Source organism: Acinetobacter sp. GW821-FHT01C12 (assembly GCF_059422625.1).
Map to the genome: position 1 here is coordinate 1,008,163 of NZ_JBWKXD010000001.1, position 21,935 is coordinate 1,030,097.

Below are 21,935 nucleotides of genomic sequence, written 5' to 3' on the forward strand. Positions count from 1 at the left end.
CAAGGAGTTTTAGATGAACAAATACATCAAACAACTCAACCCTGTAACATGGTTTATTTTGTTGTGGTGTTTCGGTTTTGCAGCATTGGCTTTAATTGCGGGTTTGTTTAGATTAATGCTTAGTTTTGCCTATTAGGCATATACCTATTGATGATCTGACTAGCGAAGAAAGGATAAGCATTTAACTATGCTTATCCTTATTTATAGCCAAACCACCTAATTATTTATACAACTGATTTTCATCAAGTCATTGATCAGAAATGAAGCTTAAGTATTTGTATAAACTTTTAGAAACTGCTTGTTATCAATTCGCTTTTTGTGCTTTTGAAGCATAGATGGTTATCCTACCGTGGGGCGACAAGGATGTCGCCGTTGAGCGGGGGTATAGGATGTACCCCTCGCTCAATAAAAGATTTTTGTCCCTTTTTATCTCTAAAAAGGGAGGTATCGCCTACGCAAAGATATTTAAACTTTGAATGTAAGGTGTGGCATTGCAAGCTTTTTAGAATCAAACAATTTATTTTCTCCATACAATTGATTTAATTAAAAATGTTAATTAGGAGAAATTATATTCTTGTGTCTCAGTTTTTACAGATTAACTATACTTGGACGCTTAAATGTCCTGACTGCTAAAGATGATGCCCCATATTTTTAATAGAGGGCATCACTCGATTTATTGGATTAAGCAAAAAATTAGAATTTAAAGGTATAGGTTGTGATAAAACGATTTTCCACAAAATCTCTACCTGGAAGGTTTCCAACACCATATTTAATATTGGCATCAATATAGCGCCATTCCACTCCAAGTCCCTTTAACCATCCTTCTGGAACAGTATAGTTTACAATCAAATTTTTCTCGGTTTCTTTATTATCCTTGAAGCCAGCCCGATAAATGTCACTACCATTCAAATAACGCAAGGTCAGTTTCAAGCCAGGTACGCCATGATCTTTAAAGTCATAACTATATAAGGCATGCCAAGTAAACTCTTTCGCTTTATAAAAAGCAATTGCAGACCAAGTCTGTAAATATCCTTGCGGGACATAACCATTTAAAAGTGGAATATTATCCTCACCCATATGCTTTTGCACACCTGCTAAAAAGGTATTTGGACCATGTTGTGCACTCGCTTGTAATCCTAAAGACTGGACATCGATGTTTCCAAAATAAGCATCACCATCCTCTTTATAATTAAAATAGCGCGCATCTACTTTTAGCTTAGTCTCATTGACTTTTTCTGTATAAACCGCATTGAAATAGTGTTGTTGATAAATATCTTCCAACTGACCAAACCAGTATGAACCAGTGAAGTTTGGGGTAAACTTATAGTCTAATCCGATAAAATTTAAACCATCACTTCTTTTGTTGGGATCTGTGGAGTTGCCCAAAGTGAATTTTCTATATTCATCATCATCTCGGGCATTAACATGGGTAAAACGGCCTGCGGACAGTTTTAAATTTTGAATGTCTTGGCTTTCTAACATTACCCCAGCATAGGTTGTCACCAATTGTCGAGAATCATCAATAAATAAAACCGGTGTTTTTGGAAAAAGCTCCCCCACTTTAAGCTCTGTATTTTGATATTTAAGTTTTAAGGTGGCACCTAATTTTAAATAATCCCGTGCTTGTTGGGCTTCACTTTTGTCATATTTAAAAACGGTATCTAAACGTTCATCGTAACGATTATTTAAACGTAGGGCATATTGAAAACCAAAATCCAAACCGACTTGTAGCGCAGTGTCGCTATAACCTGACTCAAAGCGCCCAGATGCCGCCTGCGACCAACTGCCGAGGTCATTCTTGGTATCTTCGTAGTCACGTTCATTATAGAAATTACGTAAATAAATACTGGTGTTACTCTCTTCTAAAAACTCGGCATAAGCAGCATCTATACTCAGACATCCAAACAGCGTATAAAGTGCAACTCGTTGAGTTTTATAAAGCAGATCTAGCTTTAACATGGGAAATCCTTTCCTGAATCTTTGAAATTCTTGTTGTGTAAGTTCTAGGGCGTTCTTTGTCTTATCCTCCAGACAAAAACTTTTGCACTTCCTTAAAATATAAATAAATTCAAAATGATATAATTAAGGAAATACATCAGTATTACCCATTATCAGAATTATTAATGTAATTTTCCATGTATAATGTGGTATATGTTTATACCTTTTCAGTCATACCGCTGCTATTTTAAATCTAGATAAACATTTTTTGGCTGTATAAAAATAAAGCTAAGATATTAAAAAATAAATAATTTTTATTATTTTGATGACCTAACAACATGGTTATTTTCAAGCTATAGCATGAAGCATCACAGTTTTATCATTTGAGCGGGTTAAATATACCTTTTAAGTATTTAAAGATACCGAATTCAGTCTAGATAAGGCGATTACATTCAATTAAGGTATATAGAAGGATTTATGAACCAAGCAAGATTAGGAATGATGCTGGCTCAACGCACAACATATCTTAAAAGATATGACGCAAGCCAGCATTATGGCAAGATTAAGGAGATAGCCATGACAGCCAATAATATTAGAATTTTCGAGACGGAAGAAGTACAGAATTTCATTAACCTACTCAGCGGACTTGAGCAAGACGGTGGAAATCCTCGTACTAAGCAAATCATTCATCGGGTGGTTTCTGACTTATTTAAGACCATTGAAGATTTAGAGATTTCTTCTGACGAATATTGGGCTGCAATTGCATATTTAAACCAATTAGGTACCAGTCATGAAGCAGGCTTACTTTCTCCTGGTTTAGGCTTTGACCACTTCCTTGATATGCGTATGGATGCAATTGATGCCGCTTTAGGTATTGAGAACCCAACCCCGCGTACCATTGAAGGCCCACTTTATGTCGCAGGTGCACCTGTTGCCCAAGGTTTTGCTCGTATGGATGATGGCAGTGATCCAAATGGTCATACCCTGATTTTGCACGGTACAATTTATGCTGCAGATGGTCAACCACTGCCAAATGCACAAGTTGAAATCTGGCATGCCAATACCAAAGGTTTCTATTCACACTTTGACCCAACTGGCGAACAACAGCCTTTTAACATGCGCCGTACCATTATGACGGATGCTCAAGGTCAATACCGTGTACAAACGATTTTGCCTGCAGGTTATGGCTGTCCACCAGAAGGTCCAACCCAACAATTATTAAATCAATTAGGCCGTCATGGTAATCGTCCTGCACATATTCATTTCTTTGTATCTGCAGATGGTCATCGCAAACTAACCACGCAAATTAACGTTGCTGGCGACCCGTACACTTATGATGACTTCGCCTACGCAACACGTGAAGGCCTTGTGGTTGACGCAATCGAACATACAGATGCAGCAGCGATCCAAGCCAATGGTGTTGAAGGTCCATTTGCCGAAATGGTATTTGACCTCAGACTTAGCCGCCTTGTAGATGGTGTCGATAACCATGTGGTTGACCGCCCTCGCCTACAAGCTTAATTCAGCTAAAAGTCATTTTGTGAATCTTGAAATCAGGCGAGCTGTAACGGTTTAGCCTGATTTATTTTATGGAAAAGATATTTAGATGGATATTCATACTTTTGATGCAGCAAGCAATACTATTTTAGCCGTTGTACCTGAAGATGCGAAAGCTCTGGCTCGACTGCGTGCCATTCTACAGGCAGGTCAATTTCCGACGGTTACAGTGATTGGCAAATATAATCATGGTAAAAGCCGACTGTTAAATGAGCTTATTGGTCAAGATATTTTCTCAGTTGCGGATAAACGAGAAACGGTGGCCCTCTCCGAACATCTGCAACATCAAATCCGCTGGTTAGATGCACCAGGTTTGGATGCTGATGTGGCGACAATCGATGATCAACTTGCTCAAGATGCGATGTGGAACAAAGCGGATATTCGCCTCATGGTCCATTCGGTACGTGAGGGTGAGTTTGATCCTTATGAATTACACTTATTCCAGCAATTCGAGCAAGATGCAAAGCAAACCCAACGACAAAGCTTACTGCTGCTTACCCAAATTGACCAGATTCCAGATCAAACCATTTTAGCGCAGATTATTGGCAGCATTCAAAATCAAGCGCCAACTGCAACTATACTACCTGTATCAGCTACACGGCACCGTCAAGGTATCGAAAACTCCAAACCCATACTGGTACAACGCAGTGGTATCCCCGAACTACAACACACACTTCATCTGATGCTTGAGCAAGTCCCCGCAATACGTCAATTTGAAAAAAAACAGATCATTGTTGATCTAAAAATGCGCTTATCCCAGCACCTAGAAACCATTCAAAGTAACATTCAGCAACTTACAACAAGCTTACAGCAGCAACGCCAAAATTTTGAGCGTGATCTCAATCAAATATTAGATAAAGTGCGTCAAGATTTACAACCGGTCCTACAGGTCTCTGGGCAGGATAATTCGCTAGAACCAGATTCTTTTGCCAATATGTATAAAGTAACTGCGGGCAAACGTGATCGTAACCGTATTCAAGTGGCTTATTCTCGTGCCTGTATCGAAATCAATAGCCATCTGGTGCGCTATGGTGTGGTGGGTTTACCCGATACGCAAAAAAGTAATGTACGCAGTCTAGATACGGTCATGGTTGCGGTGATGGGTGTTTCAGTCAAACTGCGTAAGGATCTCAATCTTATTTTTGTGGAAGAATCAGGTCGTGAACGTTTACGTGGTGAATTTGCCCATTATTTTGAATTGTCTTCTGATCGAATGCAGTTGCAACAGCAATTACTTAATTTGCAGCAGCAACAGCAGCTCATCATACAAGCTCAACAAGCATCAACCACTTTGGAGCAGGTATAATGACCGTTCATGATTCGCATGATTCGATTCAGACGCTGATTGCGAGTAGCAAAGCTTTTGATCAGCATGAACAGGACATCATCCTGCATTTAAATAAGATGCACACGTGGTATCAACAACTGGCGATCAATCTTAATAAACAACGTATCAATCCCATTGGACTGACATCACATTGTCAGATTGCCCAAGACATCGCAGTACTCAATTCGCAGCTTGAAAGCTATCTCAGCCATTGGGAAACACAATTAGAGACCCTACATGCGGCACAATCCATCGCAGATCATTTTGACGATAAGATTATTTTGCTGATTTTCGGAAAATTCAATGCGGGTAAAAGTTCATTCTGTAACGTAGTGGCAGAGTGTTTTCACAGACGCCAGCAAAGCGTTGAATATTTTTATCTCGACTCAGGTCAAATTATCAATAGTCAGGAGCGTTTTAAAGAAGGTGCCACAGAAACCACCACACGCTTACAAGGGGTTTGTTTAGCGAACAACCTCATTTTACTGGATACCCCAGGACTTCATTCCGTTACGCCAGAAAATGCAGCATTAACCCAACGCTTTATGGATAGTGCGGATGGTGTCCTTTGGCTCAGTAGTTCCTCCTCACCCGGTCAAGTCAAAGAATTAGCGGCTTTGGGGCAGGAATTACGCCGACATAAACCGTTATTGCCAGTGCTTACACGCAGTGATTATTTTGAAGAAGATGAAGTCGATGGCGACATTTGCCAGATTCTATGCAATAAAACCTCTGACCAACGTTATCTGCAAGAAACCGATGTTTATACCCGTGCTATTGACCAACTGATCGCAATGCAAGTTGATCCTGTGCTGTTGCAATCACCAATTTCAACCTCCTCTCAGATGTTAAAAAATGCGGATTTCAATGATCAGGCCATGCAAATGGCAGGTTTTAATCATTTATTTGATGCACTTTTACATTTGATCCAACCTGCTCTGGCTTATAAACAGCGTAAACCTGCGGAAGCCTTGTTACATCATTTACAAGAACAAATTCTAACGCCTTTACAACTTGAAGTTGTGCCACAACTGCATCAATTACAGCAGCAGCTAAGCAATGCTAAGAGCGCCTTAGCACAACATAAACAGCAGATCATTACGCAAACATGGCGCAGTATGATTGCAACCCTGCCAAGCTTATTAGAGCAACATGCCGAGCAGCAAGCGGTGGATCAATTGTATAGTGCACTGACCCAACAGGCTCAACAGCTTCTATCACAACATATTGCAAATACTTTATCGGATTATCAACTGCAATATGCCCCTCTCAGTCCGTTACAGTTTGCTGAGCATCTGGCGTATGAAGTGATTTATGCTGATGATGCAACCGAGATCTTGGCCATTGGCCATGACCGTTTATATAGCGAGATCTCACATATTTTATGGCAAAAGCTTGATCTATATAGCGATGAAGTTATTGCGCAATGCCAAGAACTGCTGAGCAATCTTCAAGAGCAAATTGCCACCATCCAGCAAGGCTTAATCAATGACGAACAGGAACTACAATACATTGCGAATTCATTAAGAATGAAGGGATAAAGACTGATAATGTCATTTTAAAATCAATATTTTAAAATCATGGTTTCAAATCATTAACTCAATAGATCTCATTCATAAATCAAAAAAATGATCATGTTGAGTGATTCATATTGGTATTGAAAGTCCCTTCTCCCGTTGGGAGAAGGCGAGGATGAGGTGATTTTATATTGATCTCAGCTCAGACCTATACTCGATTAATCCCCGTCCAGTTGAAGTGGAATCCCTTCTTCTTCAAAGACCTGTCGAATACATTCTAAAATCTTAGGTAAATAAGGACTTTGATCCATATTTCTCACAGCTAATGAAATAGGACTATAGGCCTCTATATCCAAAATCGGAATATAGACCAGATTCTTCATGCCTATTTCACTGGCGCTTTCAGGAATAATGCATATCCCCTCCCCAGATGAAACCAAGCCCAAAGCCATATGGATTTCTCGAACTTCAACCATATCTTTCGGTACCAAGCCTAATTCGGTAAAAATGGATTGAATCAAGGTTGAAAAATTAGGCTTTTGTGTGGCTGGATAAGAAAAAATAGGTTCATTGATAATTTGCGATAAATAAATACCTTTATCGATATAACTGGTTAAATGATGATTTTTATGCGCGGCTAATTTTAATTTCTCTTTGTACAATAAAATGCGTTTAATCGATGGATCACTAATTCTTAAACGGCCAAAGCCTAAATCTATTTTACCGAGTTTGAGTGCTTCGATTTGATCCTTGGTACTGTGTTCAATCAGCTCAACCTGAATATCAGGGTTATTTTGACGAAATAAATAAATTACCTGAGGCAGTAACGCATACAGCAATGAACTGACATAACCAATACGGACAATTGTATTCATTGAACTAATACGCTTCGCCATAGAGGTGGCTTGCGCAGTATGAGTCAAAATTTGTACCGCATGTTGGTAAAAGAATTGCCCAGCTTCTGTTGTTCTTACTGGACGTGTGCCACGCTCAAATAAAAGAATACCGAGTTCTTCTTCTAACTTTTGAATCTGACGGCTCAATGGCGGTTGAGCAATACATAGTTTCTCTGCAGCTTTGGTAATACTCTGCTCTTCGACCACCGTAACGAAATAACGAAGATATCTTAATTCCATCTCTCTAAATCCCTTTTATATACCTTTTAAGTATCTAAAAATACCAAAATCGGCCTAGTTAAAGATATTACATTAAATTAGGGTATATAAATAGATTGATACTTAAGAAATAACCACGATGTACAAGTCCATAGAAACGCTGTTAATCGAAATTCCAACGATACGTCCTCACAAGATGGCCGTTGCGACAATGCAAACCCAAACCTTGGTCCTGATTAAAATCACGACTGAAGATGGTTTAATTGGCTGGGGTGAAGCGACCACAATTGGCGGTTTAGGTTATGGCGAAGAAAGTCCTGAAAGTGTAAAGACCAATATCGAAACCTATTTTGCGCCATTGTTAAAAACACTGTCTGGTGCCAATATTGCCCAAACAATGCAAGTGATCCATCGGAATATCAACGGTAATCGTTTTGCGAAATGTGCTGTTCAAACTGCATTATTAGATATTCAAGCGCAACGTTTAGGTCAACCCCTGAGTGAGATTCTAGGCGGTCGCTTACGTGACAGTATTCCTGTGCTTTGGGTTTTGGCATCGGGTAATACCGAAAAAGACATTGCCGAAGCAGAAAAAATGATTGCGTTAAAACGTCACAATGTCTTTAAGTTAAAAATCGGTTCACGTCCTGTTGAACAAGATGTTGAGCATGTATTGGCAATCAAAAAAGCCTTGGGCGCAGACATCTCAATTCGTGTAGACGTTAACCGTGCTTGGTCTGAACTGAATGCAATTAAAGGGATTCAAATGCTTCAAGATGGTGGTGTTGACCTGATTGAACAGCCTTGCGCAATACATAATATTGATGCCATGCAACGTCTTAGCCGTAAGTTTGATATCGCGATCATGGCAGATGAGTCGTTAACAGGTCCACAAAGTGCTTATAACTTGGCAAAAACCAATGCAGCCTCAGTCTTTGCGGTAAAAGTTGCGCAATCTGGTGGTCTGATTGAAGCATGCGAAGTCGGTAAAATCGCCAATCTGGCAGGTATTGATCTTTATGGTGGCACTATGCTTGAAGGTCCTGTTGGAACAATTGCCTCAGCACATGCCTTCTCTACATTTAGCAATCTCGCAGCGGGAACTGAATTATTTGGCCCACTGCTACTAACTGAAGAAATTTTAAAAACACCGCTTCAATATGGCAATTTTGAGCTCAAAATTCCAACTGGTCCGGGCCTCGGCATTGAACTAGATGAAGACAAAATCGACAACCTACGTCGTCAATAATTCAAGGAGCTGACATGCTTTTCCAAGTACGAATGGATGTACACATCCCCCTCGATATGCCCGTCGAAAAAGCCAATGAAATTAAAGCAATTGAAAAGGCTTATTCACAAGATTTACAACGTCAAGGGAAATGGCGTCATATCTGGCGTATTACAGGCCAATACTCAAACACCAGTATTTTTGATGTAGAGAGCAATGAAGAACTCCACAATATTTTACAGGGATTGCCTTTATATCCTTATATGAATATCGAAGTGACTGCCTTAAACCGTCATCCGTCTTCAATTCGAGAAGATGACCATTAAGCAGCGGGTGTAAATTCATTGACTAAATAACTGTGAGATAAGTTCTTTCTCACAGTTTTTTAAGTTTCTATACATGTCTATCTTTGCTAATGCGGTATGTATAGAAATTTAAAAACATGGATAAAAGGTTCGTCTTATGATTGATAAAAGTAAGCTCTCGTTGACTGAGGTTCTGTCACATATCAAAGATGATGCAACCATTATGATTGGTGGCTTTGGAACAGCAGGACAACCCGCAGAGCTGATCGATGGGCTGATTGAACTTGGCGTTAAAGATCTGGTGATTGTCAATAACAATGCAGGCAATGGCGATTATGGTCTGGCTAAACTGCTTAAATCAGGTGCGGTCCGTAAAATCATTTGTTCTTTCCCTCGTCAGTCTGACTCTTGGGTATTTGATGAACTCTACCATGCGGGCAAGATCGAACTGGAACTGGTTCCTCAAGGAAATCTCGCGTGTCGTATTCAAGCCGCAGGAATGGGCTTAGGGGCTGTATTTACCCCAACAGGCTTTGGTACCTTATTGGCAGATGGTAAAGAAACTCGTCATATCGATGGTAAAGACTACGTGCTTGAATATCCGATTAAAGCAGACTTTGCACTGATTAAAGCACATCAAGGCGACCGTTGGGGCAACTTGGTTTATAACAAATCAGCACGTAACTTTGGTCCAATCATGGCGATGGCTGCAGATGTCACCATTGCACAGGTTTCAGAGGTCGTTGAATTAGGTCAGCTCGATCCTGAGCATATTATTACCCCGGGAATTTTTGTTCAGCATGTGGTTGCAGTTGATGCAGCCAATGGTAATGGAGAATAACAATGAGCTACCAAAAATTAAGCCGTGACCAAATTGCTGAACGTGTTGCCCAAGATATTCCCGATGGGGCTTATGTCAATTTAGGTATTGGTTTACCGACCAAGATTTCAAAATATCTGCCAACAGATAAAGATGTATTCCTGCATTCTGAAAATGGTTTATTGGCTTTTGGTCCTCCACCCGCCAAAGGTGAAGAAGATCCTGAGCTGATTAATGCTGGCAAAGAATATGTCACCATGCTAACGGGTGGCTCGTTTTTCCATCATGGTGATTCTTTTGCCATGATGCGTGGTGGACATCTGGATATTGCTGTATTGGGTGCATTCCAAGTGGCAGCTAATGGTGATCTTGCCAACTGGCATACCGGTGCGCCAGATGCGATTCCTGCGGTGGGTGGTGCAATGGATTTGGCTGTAGGGGCCAAGAAAGTGTTTATCACCACAGATCATGTAACCAAACAAGGTGAACCTAAGATTGTTGAAGAACTAAGCTATCCAGTAACAGGTAAGCATTGTGTTGATCGTATTTATACTGACTTATGCGTGATTGATGTGACTGCAGAAGGCTTAAAAGTGCTTGAAAAAGTTGCAGGTCTGAGCTTTGAAGAGTTACAGGCTTTGACGGGTGCTCAATTGATTGATGCGACACAGGGATAATAAATCCCTCCCTACCCCCCTTTAAGAAAGGGAGGGGTTCTTCATCTTTCATTAAGATAAGAGAGAAAGTCTCTCTTTAAAAAGGTGAGAAGCACTGCTTCGCAAGGGGGGATTCAATATAAAAGGAAAGACACATGAAAAACGCTTACATCATAGATGCCATCCGTACCCCATTTGGTCGTTATGCCGGTGGTCTTGCGCCAGTCCGTGCAGATGACCTCGGTGCAATTCCAATTCAAGCATTGATACAACGTAATCCAACGGTAGATTGGCAGCAAGTCGATGATGTGATTTATGGCTGTGCCAATCAGGCTGGTGAAGACAATCGTAATGTTGGGCGTATGTCAGCTTTATTGGCGGGTGTGCCATACCAAGTGCCAGCAACCACTGTGAACCGCTTATGTGGTTCATCACTGGATGCAATTGCCATAGCAGCTCGTGCTATCAAAGCCAATGAAGCAGATTTAATTATTGCTGGCGGTGTAGAAAGCATGAGCCGTGCGCCCTATGTGATGGGTAAATCAGACAGTGCTTTTGGACGTAGTCAAAAGATTGAAGACACCACCATGGGCTGGCGCTTTATCAATCCAAAACTTAAAGAATTGTATGGTGTGGACAGCATGCCACAAACTGCTGAAAACGTGGCAGAACAATTCAATATTAACCGTGCGGATCAAGATCAGTTTGCGCTAAATAGCCAACAACGTACTGCGGCAGCACAAGCTCAAGGTTTTTTCCAAAATGAGATTGTGCCTGTCACTATTCCACAGCGTAAAGGCGATGCTGTGCTAGTGGATACCGATGAACATCCACGTGCATCAACCACTTTAGCAGCACTGACAAAACTTAAAGGTGTGGTCAAAGCTGAGGGTACGGTCACGGCGGGAAATGCGTCTGGGATTAATGATGGTGCAGCGGCCTTATTGATTGCTTCAGACGAAGCTGTAGAAAAATACCAATTAAAACCACGTGGCAAAATTATTGCAGCAACCACGGTAGGTGTTGAACCAAGAATTATGGGCTTTGCACCAGCGCCTGCGATTAAGAAACTGCTTAAACAAGCTGATTTTAGTTTAGCGCAAATGGATGTGATTGAACTGAATGAAGCCTTTGCCGCCCAAGCTTTGGCGGTAACCCGTGATTTAGGTTTGGCAGATGATGATGCACGTGTCAATCCTAATGGTGGGGCGATTGCTTTAGGTCATCCTTTGGGCGCATCAGGTGCCAGACTGGTGACCACAGCCTTAAATCAACTTGAACAGATCAAGGGTGAATATGCCTTATGTTCAATGTGTATTGGGGTGGGACAAGGTATCGCGCTCATTATTCAACGTGTTGATCAAAATTAAGGAACGAGCAATGCCAACTTTTCAATCAGCGGATGCACAAATTAATTATCAAAGTTTTGGAAACCCTAACTCCCCTGCACTGGTCTTTTCAAATTCCTTAGGGACCAACTATGGCATGTGGCAAAAGCAGTTCAATTATTTTAAAGAACGCTTTTTTGTCATTTGCTATGACACCCGTGGACATGGTTCTTCATCTGCGCCACAAGGTCCTTATACATTGCCCCAATTGGCTGAAGATGTGATTCGATTACTGGATCATTTAAATATTGAAAAAGCCAGCTTCTGTGGCATTTCTATGGGGGGATTAACAGGTCAATGGTTAGCCATCCATTATCCACAACGATTTAATGCTGTTGTTATCAGTAATACCGCAGCAAAAATTGGACAAGAACAAGCATGGCTAGATCGTGCTCAACTAGTCCGAGAACAAGGTTTAACCAGCATCGCAGCAACCGCTGCATCACGTTGGTTTACAGATCCCTTTATCCAAAGTCATCCTGCAATTGTCAATAATCTGTGTAACGACTTAAGTGCTGGCAGCGCAATAGGTTATGCCAATTGTTGTGAGGCTTTGGCTAAAGCGGATGTCCGCAATCAACTCAAAGATATCACGATTCCAGTTTTGGTCATTGCAGGGGCGCAAGACCCTGTAACTACAGTCGCAGATGGGCAATTTATGCAGCATCACATTCCACAATCCCAACTTGTAGAAATTCAAGCATCGCATATCTCAAATATTGAATGTCCCGAAGCATTCAATGCTTCACTTGAAAAATTTCTCTCAGCAATTTTTGCGACTGAACTTTGACGCTTAATCTTTGGCACTTAATTTTTGAAACAGCATAAAGGGATAGAACATATCCCTTTATTTTTTGGCATTTCATCAAGACTTGATAAAGCATATTTAAAATAAAATGATGAGATAAAATTAAGTGTATTTATTTAAAAGTATAAATATATACCCACAAAGTAATAGAAAATTACATATAAAAATAACAATCATTTTATTTAATCAGGACCTGCATATCGATAAATCTACTGTTTTTAGAAAACATCTAAAAGCATTTATTTTCCAATACTCTATTTCTCAACAATAATGAAAAGGATATTTCAATTGAAAAAAAGCCCCTCAAATAATCAACTGAGCGATAAACACCACTTAATCAAATTAGGTGTTTTAAGTTGTTTATTGCTTGCAGGATGTAGTTCATCCTCTCGTTTAGAATCAAACCCAGTGCAAAAACAGGTCACGATTCAACGTGACAATTTTGGCACACCGCATGTCTATGCCAAGGATACTTATGGTCTTTTTTATGGCTATGCCTATGCAGTCGCAACTGATCGTTTATTTCAAATGGAAATGTCAAAACGTACAGGTTTAGGCACTGTTGCTGAAGTGCTCGGTCCTGACTATCTACAGTATGATATTGCAACCCATAGTCGTTTTAATCCTGAACAGATTAAACAACAAATTGCCCAACTTTCTCCTGAAGATCGTGCCATTTTCGATGGTTATGCTGCTGGTTTTAATAAGCGTGTCCAAGAGGTTTTGGCCAATCCAGAGCTGTTGCCTAAAGAATTTATTGATTATGACTTTAAACCATCGACATGGCAGCAAGAAGATATCGCAATGGTCTGGGTGGGTTTAATTCTCAATCGCTTTTTTTCAGCCAGTTCAGAAGTCTCAAATTTAGATTTACTGACTCAACTACAAAAAGAAAAAGGTCCAGAAACAGGATTAAAATTTTATCAGCAATTACGTTGGTTAGATGATCCGAGTGCTCCTACAATTATTCAATCTAAAGCAAAACCACAAGTTTCAGCACGTCAGCAACACATGTTAAAAGGTATAGCGCCTATCTCAGACCAAGCAGCCAAAAACTATTTAGCTCAAGCACGTATAGCATTGGGTAAAAGTGTGGTTGATGGCGTCCCTACAGCCAGTAATGCCTGGGTGGTCACAGGAGATAAAACGGTAGAAGGCCAAACGGTTTTATATAATGGCCCTCAACAAGGCTGGTACACGCCTGCAATTACTTATGCGGTTGGGTTACATGGTGCTGGCTACAATCTCACTGGGATTACCCCTGTCGGTCTACCTGCTATTTTATTTGGAACCAATGGAAAAATTGCCTGGGGTTCAACTGTCGGTTCGCTTGATACCAATGACGTATATCAACTCAGCTTAAATCCGAGCAATTCAAAGCAGTATCGTTATCAAGGCAGTTATATTCCCTTTGAACATCAACAGATCAAAATTAAAGTTCGTAATCAACCAGACCATGTTTTAGATGTGTATCAAAGTAAACAAGGCTTTGTCAGCACATGGGATGAAAAAAATCATACCGCCTATGCACAAAAACGTAGCTGGGAAGGTGTAGAGATTGAAACTTTATTGGGCTGGGCCAATGCAGCAAAAGCGAGCAACTGGCAAGAATTCCTAGATCAAGCCAAACGTGTCGCGGCTTCGATTACGTGGTTTTATGCCGATACCCAAAATAATATTGGTGTCGCTGCATTGGGTCGTTTACCGATCCGCCCTGAAAACCAGCATATTCAACTGCCTGCTCAAGGTGATGGCTCAATGGAATGGCAGGGTTTCTATGATTTCTCACATAATCCCAAAGCCTATAACCCTGAAAAAGGTTATATTAGCAGTTGGAACAATAAAGCTTATGCGGATTTACGTTCCGATTCCTCCAACTTCTCTCATGTTGACCGTGTCAATGAACTGATTGAACCCCTAGAAAGTAAAGCAAAATTAAGCCAACAAGACATTTGGGATATCAATAAAATGGGCGCTTGGTCGGATCTGAATGCGCGTTATTTTATTCCTTATATGGTCAAAGCTGCGCAAAGCCCGAACGCATCACCTTTAGCAAAGAAAATCGCACCGATATTGGCGAGTTGGGACTTCAAACTTCGTCCTGACAGTGAGGCTAAATTCTATCAAGGCGCAGCACCTGTAATTATGCGTACATGGCTCAATCAAATGATTGAATTGGTGCTTAAACCAAATCTATCTGAAAATATTTATGCGCGTTATACAGATACCCTTTACCCAGTAAATAATGACCCACGGAGTACACAACCTGCGAATGCATCTAAACTGATCTGGAATGCACTGCAAGGCAAACAAGCCAGCGTTGCTCAAACCGTTGATTTCTTAAAAGGACAATCAGCAGATGATGTGGTGTTAACTGCCTTGGAAAACACCTTAATTCAGCTTTCAACACAATATCATTCAGACCAACCCAATGATTGGAAAATTCCTGTTGCCACAATGGGATTTTCCAACAAAAACTCAGTGGGTATTCCATGGGCTGATCAGGCGCATCAACAACAGCTGAGCACCTATGGGAATACAGGGAGTGCAACCTTTAGAGTGGTACTCAATCCCAATCAAGTCAGCATGTGTTCAATTCTTGCACCTGGTCAAAGTGGATTTATTCATCGCAATGGAAAGACCGATGCACACTTTGCCGATCAGCTCCCATTATTTGAAAACTATCAATGTAAGGATGATGCAGTAAGCCAAAAGCAAATTGATCAAGCAACACAACAAAGTATGACTTTAACCTATTAATTTTTACTCGAAACAGCCCAATATATAGATATATTGGGCTGTTTAAATTTTAAAGCTTGTTCAACTTATATATTTTCAGAACTTATCAAGCCTATATTCGCAATCAGTAGATCACTGGAAGCGATACCACTCTTTTTAGACTGTGCTACCTACTTTTAAATATCTATGCACATTTTTAATAGCGAATCATCACTGATTTTAATTCAGTGAAATCTTCAATAAATGCATCTGAAAACTCTCGACCAGTTCCTGAAGCTTTCACACCACCAAATGGAACCGACGGATCTAAAAAAGTATGCATATTGACCCATAAAGTACCCGCTTCAATTTTCGGTATTAAACGCAAAGCTTTGGACAAATCATTGGTCCAAATACTTGCGGTTAAACCAAATCGAGAATGATTCATCAGCTGAATGAGTTCTTCATCCGTTTCAAATGGCATTAATCCTACAATAGGGCCAAAGGTCTCTTCTAAAAATAATGGATCATCAATCGCTTTTAAAGAAATTAAAGTCGGTTCGACAAAATAACCTGTTTGTTGCAAAGTATCTCCACCAGCAATAATTTGATTATTGGCTTTGGCCAAATCTAAATAATGCTTTACTTTATCAAAGTGAGGTCGGTTAGACAGCGGACCAAACATACTGCTTTCATCCATCGCCGATCCAATTTTAAATTGAGATAATGCTTTAGAAAGCTTTGCAACAAGCTCATCATATTTTGTCTGATGCACAAAAAACCGTTCTGGCGATGCACATACTTGGCCTTGATGCACAAAAGTTGCTTGTATCAAGGTAGGTAAAATCTCATCTATATTTGCATCAGCCAAAATGGCAATCGCATTTTTACCCCCCAACTCCAAGCTAACACGAGTTAAATCACTGCTCATCGCAAGCTTACCAATAGCAATCCCCGTAGGTACTGAGCCTGTGAAAGAAACCTTTTTAACCAAGGGTGACTCAATCAAATATTGCCCAGTTTCGCCTTTACCCGTCACAACATTGATCACACCTGCTGGAATACCCGCTTCAATTGCTAACTCAGCTAAACGTAGCAATGACAAACTGGCAAATTCACTGGGTTTCAGCACAATGCTACAGCCTGTTGTTAAAGCTGAACCAATTTTCCAAATGCCAATCATGAGTGAAAAATTCCACGGAACAATACCCGCGACGACCCCAACAGGCTGCCTCAAGGTAAATGCGGTATATTTTTCACCTTGTGTAGAAGGAATAGAGGGTTGCATGGTTTGACCATGAATCTTGGTTGCCCAACCAGCAAAATATCTTAAAAAAATAATAGATTGCGCCACTTCAAGATGACGGGAAATATGAATTAACTTTCCAGTAGACAAAGACTCTAGTTGCGCAAGTTCCTCAGCATATTGCTCAATTAAATCTGCCAATTTATTCAGTTTTACACCACGTTGATACGGTGTCGTTTCAGCCCAAGCATTTTGAAAAGCATGATCTGCACTGGATACTGCATCTACAACATCTTGTTGACTCGCGATACTGATCTGAGCAATGACTTGTTCGGTAGAGGGGTTCACAATATCAACTTTATTTGAATGTTGAGCAGCAACCCACTTCCCATCAATAAAATGTCCATGCGCTCTATTCAAAAAAGTTTGTACGCTATCTAATATTCTGACTTCATTCATTTTTATTCCTCACACTTAACTTTAAAGGGCTTAATTAATAGATATATTGCAAAATCAATTGAGCATATAGATTGGTCTTATCATCATAGTTTTGAGTACCGCCACTATGGATATCTTGCTTCGGTTTATACAGCCCAATGAGCGGAATAACGGTAACGTTTTTATTTACAGACCAGACCGAAAACACATCCAACTCATGTCCATCAACATTTGTTAAAGCTTTATTTACTGTTTTAAACTTATGCGCCAAAGCACCTAATATAAAATTTTCTTTTAAATTCATCATGTAAGATATTTGATGAATATCGGCATTTTTATTGAAAGGACCCGCATAGTTTCCAGCAACCTCCCCCTGAAACCATGTTCCGAATCCCACGGTATTTCCATAAAACATGGGATCATATTGGTCTGAAAAACGACTAAAGCGATAGCCTAGCGAAGGCGTATATTTTGAGGATAAAAAGTTATAGTTCAGTCCTAAATAACCGGCATTTTCTTGGTGTTCCTTTTTGTCTTGAACAACAAATTCAGATTTAATTTGTAATTCTGGTAAAAGTTGATAATTCAAACGTAAAGCATAATTTTTAAGATCTTCCCGCCCTGAAATATGCTCGGCATCGTCAAGATCTAATACATTTAAGTAAGTAAATCCGATACCTTTATCATTAAGCTGATACATCAGATCAGTTACAAAGAGTTCTGATGAAAATTGTGCTTTATTATTCGATTTTAAATAGGCCAGTTTTAAGGTTGTATGATCTTGCAATTTATATTGCAGCAGACTGGTAAAATCAAAACTACGTCGTGCCGCCAGATAATAGGCCCCTCCACGGTCTAATGCTCCATCTGCGGGTAGTTTTCCAAGGTTTAATGCATCACCAGCAATAAAAAAACCGTCCCCAATCATTATATTTTGTCGACCAATACTTAAATCATATGTAGTCAATTGATCTTTATGAGTACCATCTTTAAAACCAATGACCCATTCATTCACATCAGTTTTACGTTCTTTACCATTACTATTTTGTCCTGCATCCCCCTCTCCAAATGTGGCTGAGCTAATCCCACTCAAACCTGCATAGAGTTGGTTGTTATTCAATGTGTATTGTCCTTTTGCACCATATTTAAGATGCCCTTCTTGCCAATTTATTCTTTGCTCAGCTATATTTTCACCGTTATAACTTTTCCCACTGCTAAAAGCACCCAAGGTGACTTCAAAAATCGGTTTAATTTCTATTTCGCTTGCATAGACAGTTGAAAAAATTGAGACAAAGAAAGTCCCTCTCATCACTTGAGAAAGTAGCGTTTTCATACAAAATTCCTTTTTGTGAACGGTCTACAAGACGCTAAGTTTTGGGTAACTTATTGGTTACCCATACTTGCTGATTGGCATCTTTAGTGATGCTCATGCTGGGTATTTTCTTTTTCATCACCCAAATTCAAGGTTGGTGTATTGTCAAAGAAATTCCACGGTTTGATTAAGGTATAAACCCATTCGGTTGGCATAATTGGCCATTCTTCAGCACGTGCTACATGAGTTGTTCCTGTCGTCATCCAGACCACAAGGTCTTTATTCTCAATATTGTCATTGTTACGAATAAACTGTCCTAAACCAGTATCATGCGTTGAGCGATTTGAATATTTACCTTCAGGGTAGCGTTCATCGGCATTGTACTGCGTCACCCAAATTTGCTTATCCATAAAATTCAGGCGTTTAAATAGCCATTCATCTTTGGCAAAATTTGCCCCCTTCGCCACAGGGTGTGTACCGCCAGCAAACGGAATCAGCTGATAAGAAACTGGATTACCAAGTTTATTTTCTTTATTAAAGTTGGTTAGCAAACGAATAGTCGACGGATCAAACTTTTCAGCGGCATTTTGCTCATTGCTAATCACCTGACTGTCAATTTGCATCGTACTTGTACGAACACCACCTCTGTCATTTACCTTCACGACAGGGTCCATATGCATAAAGCTATTATTTTCCCCATCAACATCCAGATCTAAACGGAAGTTATAGATATGTTGATGCGTGGTACCAACAATATTATGGTCAATTAACGTGCCGTATTTAGTGTCTTCTTTGGCAGTACTGTCATGCATAGTTCGCGCTTTAACACCTTTAACAGCTTCAATTCCTGTTGCACCAGCATTAATTCCAATGACACCATTTTGAGCAAATACCCAATCAAACATATAATCGTAATTTCCAACCGTACTAATCCAACGCACTACAAGCTCACGGCGGGCTTCACTTGCATCCTGATCACCAAAAATTTCTTGATGCTTATACTCAGGCCCAGCATATCGCTCAAAAATTGCGATCGCATTTGGAATAACTTGGGGCTGCCCTTTATAGTCAGCAATCACAGCATCCAGTAAAACCGCATTTTCTGGTGCATCTGTTCCCATTTGAATCGATGAAGTGAGTGTTCCCATACCATACTCACCTGAGTCTAGATAAGATTTAAAGTACCATCCCATATCAGGGTCACCATATGGAACAACCATTCCACCAAGGTTGCCCTCATACATGACTTTACGCTTTACACCCTTATCTTTATAAGTCACGGTTGAAAGCTGTAGGCCAACACGAGAATCTAGTCCAACATGGAAACACCAGTTTCCCCAATGTACAGTCTGTCCAGTAATTGTGAAGTTTTTACCTTCAGGTTCAATAATGTTCAGTGGTTTAATTTTCGGGGGTTGCGTATTTTTAGTCGCATAAGGTCGATCTGCCATCGGAACGGGAATCATTGCCCCTTCTTCAATTTTAATAATTTTTTCTTTATCTAGATCAACCACAGCAACTAAATTTTCAATAGGATGTGCCCAATAATTGCCATCGCCTGTATCTAGATATGACACGACTTTTAAAACGTTCAGTTGTTTGTCTAAACCATCCTTACCGCCAAAATATCCAACCGTTAAAGGATTGGTAATAACCTTTTTAACATCCGTTACACCTCGTTTACGTAAAGCTTCCTGATAATCTTTGCTTGACTCAATCACACGCTGGACTGTCTCGAAGTTATCTAGCAGGATCATTCCATGTGTATCTTTTAATACATTCCATTTTGTAACTTGCTGAGTATGAAGGTTCACCTCACCTTCAATCGCTTGATTACCTTTTAATAAAATAAAAGATGCTATACGGTCTTCTTTATAGTCTTTGTGGTTAATAAAATAATCCCACACTTTAGCTTTTTCAGGTTCTTTCAGCTTTAACTCGGCAAAACGCATATTTTTATAGGCATATTTTGAGCGATTAATACTTTCAAATGTTTTTTTGATTTCTTCTGTACTTAAACTATTGAGTGGGTGAAACGTGTTTTCAATTTTAAATGTTTGATCTAAGCCAGACTGAAATACTTCATTGAAAAAGTCTTTGCCAATAACAGGCTTACCCTCTTTAATAACTAATGGCACACTTAACTTTAACGGTTTACCATTGACTAAAACCTGATCTGAATTTGGTTTAGCTCTCACCACTATAGAGCCTTTGCTGATCATATACGTATTGGTAAAATCATCTTTTACAACTTTAGCGCCTTGCTCGCTCATGTTTTGATATAAAGGGACTAATTCTGCCTGTCCACCATGCGCATAAGCTTGTGTGTTTAGTCCCCAAAAGCTCGCAGCTATAGATAAGTTAAGCGCCAATATTTTTTGTATGTCATTGAATAATCGTTGTTTATGCATCAGTTTCATCCTTTTCATCTATCCCTAAACTATCTAAGACAGATAGTTAAATGCACATTCCTATGTGTGAAATTCGTGAGATAAACTGAATATTTTTAAGTTTATTCAGTCGTTCCTAACTGTTCTCATCGATTTAATTTCAACACACTTGCATGGGGCTAGCTTGTTCAGGAATGACCTCGAACTTGTCTAGAAGTGACATCAAAAAACAAAAGACTTAAGTCAACACATGCTCTCTAAATTCTTTAGGAGAGACACCATAGTTTTTTTTAAAGATTTTTGAAAAATGCGCGCCATCCCAAAATCCCCATTTCAAGGCAATTTGGGTAATTGAGCTTTGCTTATTTTTTTTATCAAGCAAATCTGCTTTAATTTTTTCTAAGCGTTTGAGCTGTATGTATTTGTTAATCGATAAATTTTCTTGAAGAAATAATCGATAAAGATGCCGTAGCGATACACCAATATGCTCAGCAATCAGCTTAGGTGTCAGATCAGGTTTGGCTAAATTTTCAATAATATAGCGCTCGGCTTTTTCCATAAGATTATTTGAATCATGCATATTTTTATAATTAATTGTCGGCTTGATTAAAGCAATCAAGGCATCTTCAAAAGCATTGCCATCTTCAGTTGCATACCAAAGTTTAATGTTTTCAGCAGACATATTTTTCATAATATTTTTAAGTAAAAAGCCACTCATATTTTGCGTAATGAGTTTGCCAAAATATTCAGAACTAATATTTTCTTTCAACAATTTTTCCCGCGACAGATGCACAGAAATTTGACTGACTAAGCCTTGTGGAAACATAGAAATTGTTTCAACTGGATCGAGTAATACAATATCGCCCTCATTGAGACTCAAGGTTTCATTTTTATAGTTCAACTGTATTTTGCCTGAATACTGCAAAATCAAAAAACAAAAGCGATTATTTACTCGATCGATTTCATCCGCTTTTCGGACAATTTTGTTTGCATTATTTTTAATAAAAGCGATCTCAGTATCGCCCAATAAAAAACATTCGACTTCGCCAATGAACAAATCACGGGTACCATCAAAATCTGTTTCAAAATTACCGCACACATTTTTGATATTACGCGTCCAAGTTATTAGTGCATCACGTACATACTGGTTCATCCGCTCACTTCCTTGTTTT

General features: G+C 39.6%; 17 protein-coding genes. 11 read left to right on the forward strand and 6 right to left on the reverse strand.

Annotation, left to right across the window (positions count from 1 at the left end; translation table 11 throughout):
• Positions 1-13 precede the first annotated feature (13 nt).
• Positions 14-136 carry a DUF2474 family protein gene (locus AC07WY_RS04825; RefSeq protein WP_004820453.1) on the forward strand — a complete coding sequence of 41 codons (123 nt, stop codon included), beginning with the start codon at positions 14-16 and terminating at the stop codon, positions 134-136.
• Positions 137-693: 557 nt separating this feature from the next.
• On the opposite strand, the gene AC07WY_RS04830 is transcribed toward AC07WY_RS04825, so the two are convergent.
• Positions 694-1,959, reverse strand: a complete 1,266-nt coding sequence (locus AC07WY_RS04830) for an OprD family outer membrane porin (RefSeq protein WP_494735822.1) — start codon at positions 1,957-1,959, stop codon at positions 694-696.
• Positions 1,960-2,514: 555 nt separating this feature from the next.
• Here AC07WY_RS04830 and catA point away from each other — a divergent pair.
• The 3 genes from catA to AC07WY_RS04845 all read left to right on the forward strand — a co-directional run bounded on the left by catA (position 2,515) and on the right by AC07WY_RS04845 (position 6,363).
• Positions 2,515-3,459, forward strand: coding sequence for a catechol 1,2-dioxygenase (gene catA, locus AC07WY_RS04835; protein WP_004721555.1), 945 nt, complete (start codon positions 2,515-2,517; stop codon positions 3,457-3,459).
• Between the two features lie 85 nt (positions 3,460-3,544).
• Positions 3,545-4,801, forward strand: a complete 1,257-nt coding sequence (locus tag AC07WY_RS04840) for a GTPase (RefSeq protein ID WP_494735823.1) — start codon at positions 3,545-3,547, stop codon at positions 4,799-4,801.
• The gene (locus AC07WY_RS04845; RefSeq protein WP_494735824.1) at positions 4,801-6,363 is read left to right on the forward strand and encodes a dynamin family protein; all 1,563 of its coding nucleotides are present in this window, start codon (positions 4,801-4,803) and stop codon (positions 6,361-6,363) included. The genes AC07WY_RS04840 and AC07WY_RS04845 overlap by 1 nt, the downstream gene beginning before the upstream one ends.
• Before the next feature lie 194 nt (positions 6,364-6,557).
• On the opposite strand, the gene catM is transcribed toward AC07WY_RS04845, so the two are convergent.
• Positions 6,558-7,475: a cis,cis-muconate-binding transcription regulator CatM gene (catM, locus tag AC07WY_RS04850; protein ID WP_004721564.1), complete on the reverse strand. Its 918-nt coding sequence runs from the start codon at positions 7,473-7,475 to the stop codon at positions 6,558-6,560.
• A 118-nt stretch (positions 7,476-7,593) separates the two neighbouring features.
• Between catM and AC07WY_RS04855 the strand changes: the two genes are divergently transcribed.
• From AC07WY_RS04855 to AC07WY_RS04885, 7 genes are all read left to right on the forward strand, one after another.
• Complete coding sequence (locus AC07WY_RS04855) at positions 7,594-8,703, forward strand: muconate/chloromuconate family cycloisomerase (RefSeq protein WP_154131035.1); 1,110 nt, start codon at positions 7,594-7,596, stop codon at positions 8,701-8,703.
• A 14-nt stretch (positions 8,704-8,717) separates the two neighbouring features.
• The gene (catC, locus tag AC07WY_RS04860; protein ID WP_004820442.1) at positions 8,718-9,008 is read left to right on the forward strand and encodes a muconolactone Delta-isomerase; all 291 of its coding nucleotides are present in this window, start codon (positions 8,718-8,720) and stop codon (positions 9,006-9,008) included.
• 136 nt (positions 9,009-9,144) lie between these two features.
• Positions 9,145-9,828 (forward strand): 3-oxoacid CoA-transferase subunit A, encoded by a 684-nt coding sequence (locus AC07WY_RS04865; RefSeq protein ID WP_494735825.1) that lies wholly within the window; start codon positions 9,145-9,147, stop codon positions 9,826-9,828.
• A gap of 2 nt (positions 9,829-9,830) precedes the next feature.
• The gene (locus AC07WY_RS04870; RefSeq protein WP_004820437.1) at positions 9,831-10,484 is read left to right on the forward strand and encodes a 3-oxoacid CoA-transferase subunit B; all 654 of its coding nucleotides are present in this window, start codon (positions 9,831-9,833) and stop codon (positions 10,482-10,484) included.
• A gap of 134 nt (positions 10,485-10,618) precedes the next feature.
• On the forward strand, positions 10,619-11,833 hold the full coding sequence (gene pcaF, locus AC07WY_RS04875; RefSeq protein WP_494735826.1) for a 3-oxoadipyl-CoA thiolase: 1,215 nt from the start codon (positions 10,619-10,621) through the stop codon (positions 11,831-11,833).
• 10 nt (positions 11,834-11,843) lie between these two features.
• Positions 11,844-12,641, forward strand: a complete 798-nt coding sequence (gene pcaD / locus AC07WY_RS04880) for a 3-oxoadipate enol-lactonase (RefSeq protein ID WP_494735827.1) — start codon at positions 11,844-11,846, stop codon at positions 12,639-12,641.
• Between the two features lie 288 nt (positions 12,642-12,929).
• Positions 12,930-15,419, forward strand: coding sequence for a penicillin acylase family protein (locus AC07WY_RS04885; RefSeq protein WP_494735828.1), 2,490 nt, complete (start codon positions 12,930-12,932; stop codon positions 15,417-15,419).
• A gap of 175 nt (positions 15,420-15,594) precedes the next feature.
• Here AC07WY_RS04885 and AC07WY_RS04890 read toward each other — a convergent pair whose 3' ends face one another.
• From AC07WY_RS04890 to feaR, 4 genes are all read right to left on the reverse strand, one after another.
• The gene (locus tag AC07WY_RS04890; RefSeq protein ID WP_494735829.1) at positions 15,595-17,082 is read right to left on the reverse strand and encodes an NAD-dependent phenylacetaldehyde dehydrogenase; all 1,488 of its coding nucleotides are present in this window, start codon (positions 17,080-17,082) and stop codon (positions 15,595-15,597) included.
• A gap of 34 nt (positions 17,083-17,116) precedes the next feature.
• Positions 17,117-18,394, reverse strand: coding sequence for a hypothetical protein (locus tag AC07WY_RS04895; protein WP_419280828.1), 1,278 nt, complete (start codon positions 18,392-18,394; stop codon positions 17,117-17,119).
• An 83-nt stretch (positions 18,395-18,477) separates the two neighbouring features.
• Positions 18,478-20,793 carry a primary-amine oxidase gene (gene tynA, locus AC07WY_RS04900; RefSeq protein WP_494735830.1) on the reverse strand — a complete coding sequence of 772 codons (2,316 nt, stop codon included), beginning with the start codon at positions 20,791-20,793 and terminating at the stop codon, positions 18,478-18,480.
• Between the two features lie 208 nt (positions 20,794-21,001).
• Positions 21,002-21,916, reverse strand: coding sequence for a transcriptional regulator FeaR (gene feaR, locus AC07WY_RS04905; protein ID WP_034614190.1), 915 nt, complete (start codon positions 21,914-21,916; stop codon positions 21,002-21,004).
• Positions 21,917-21,935: the final 19 nt, after the last annotated feature.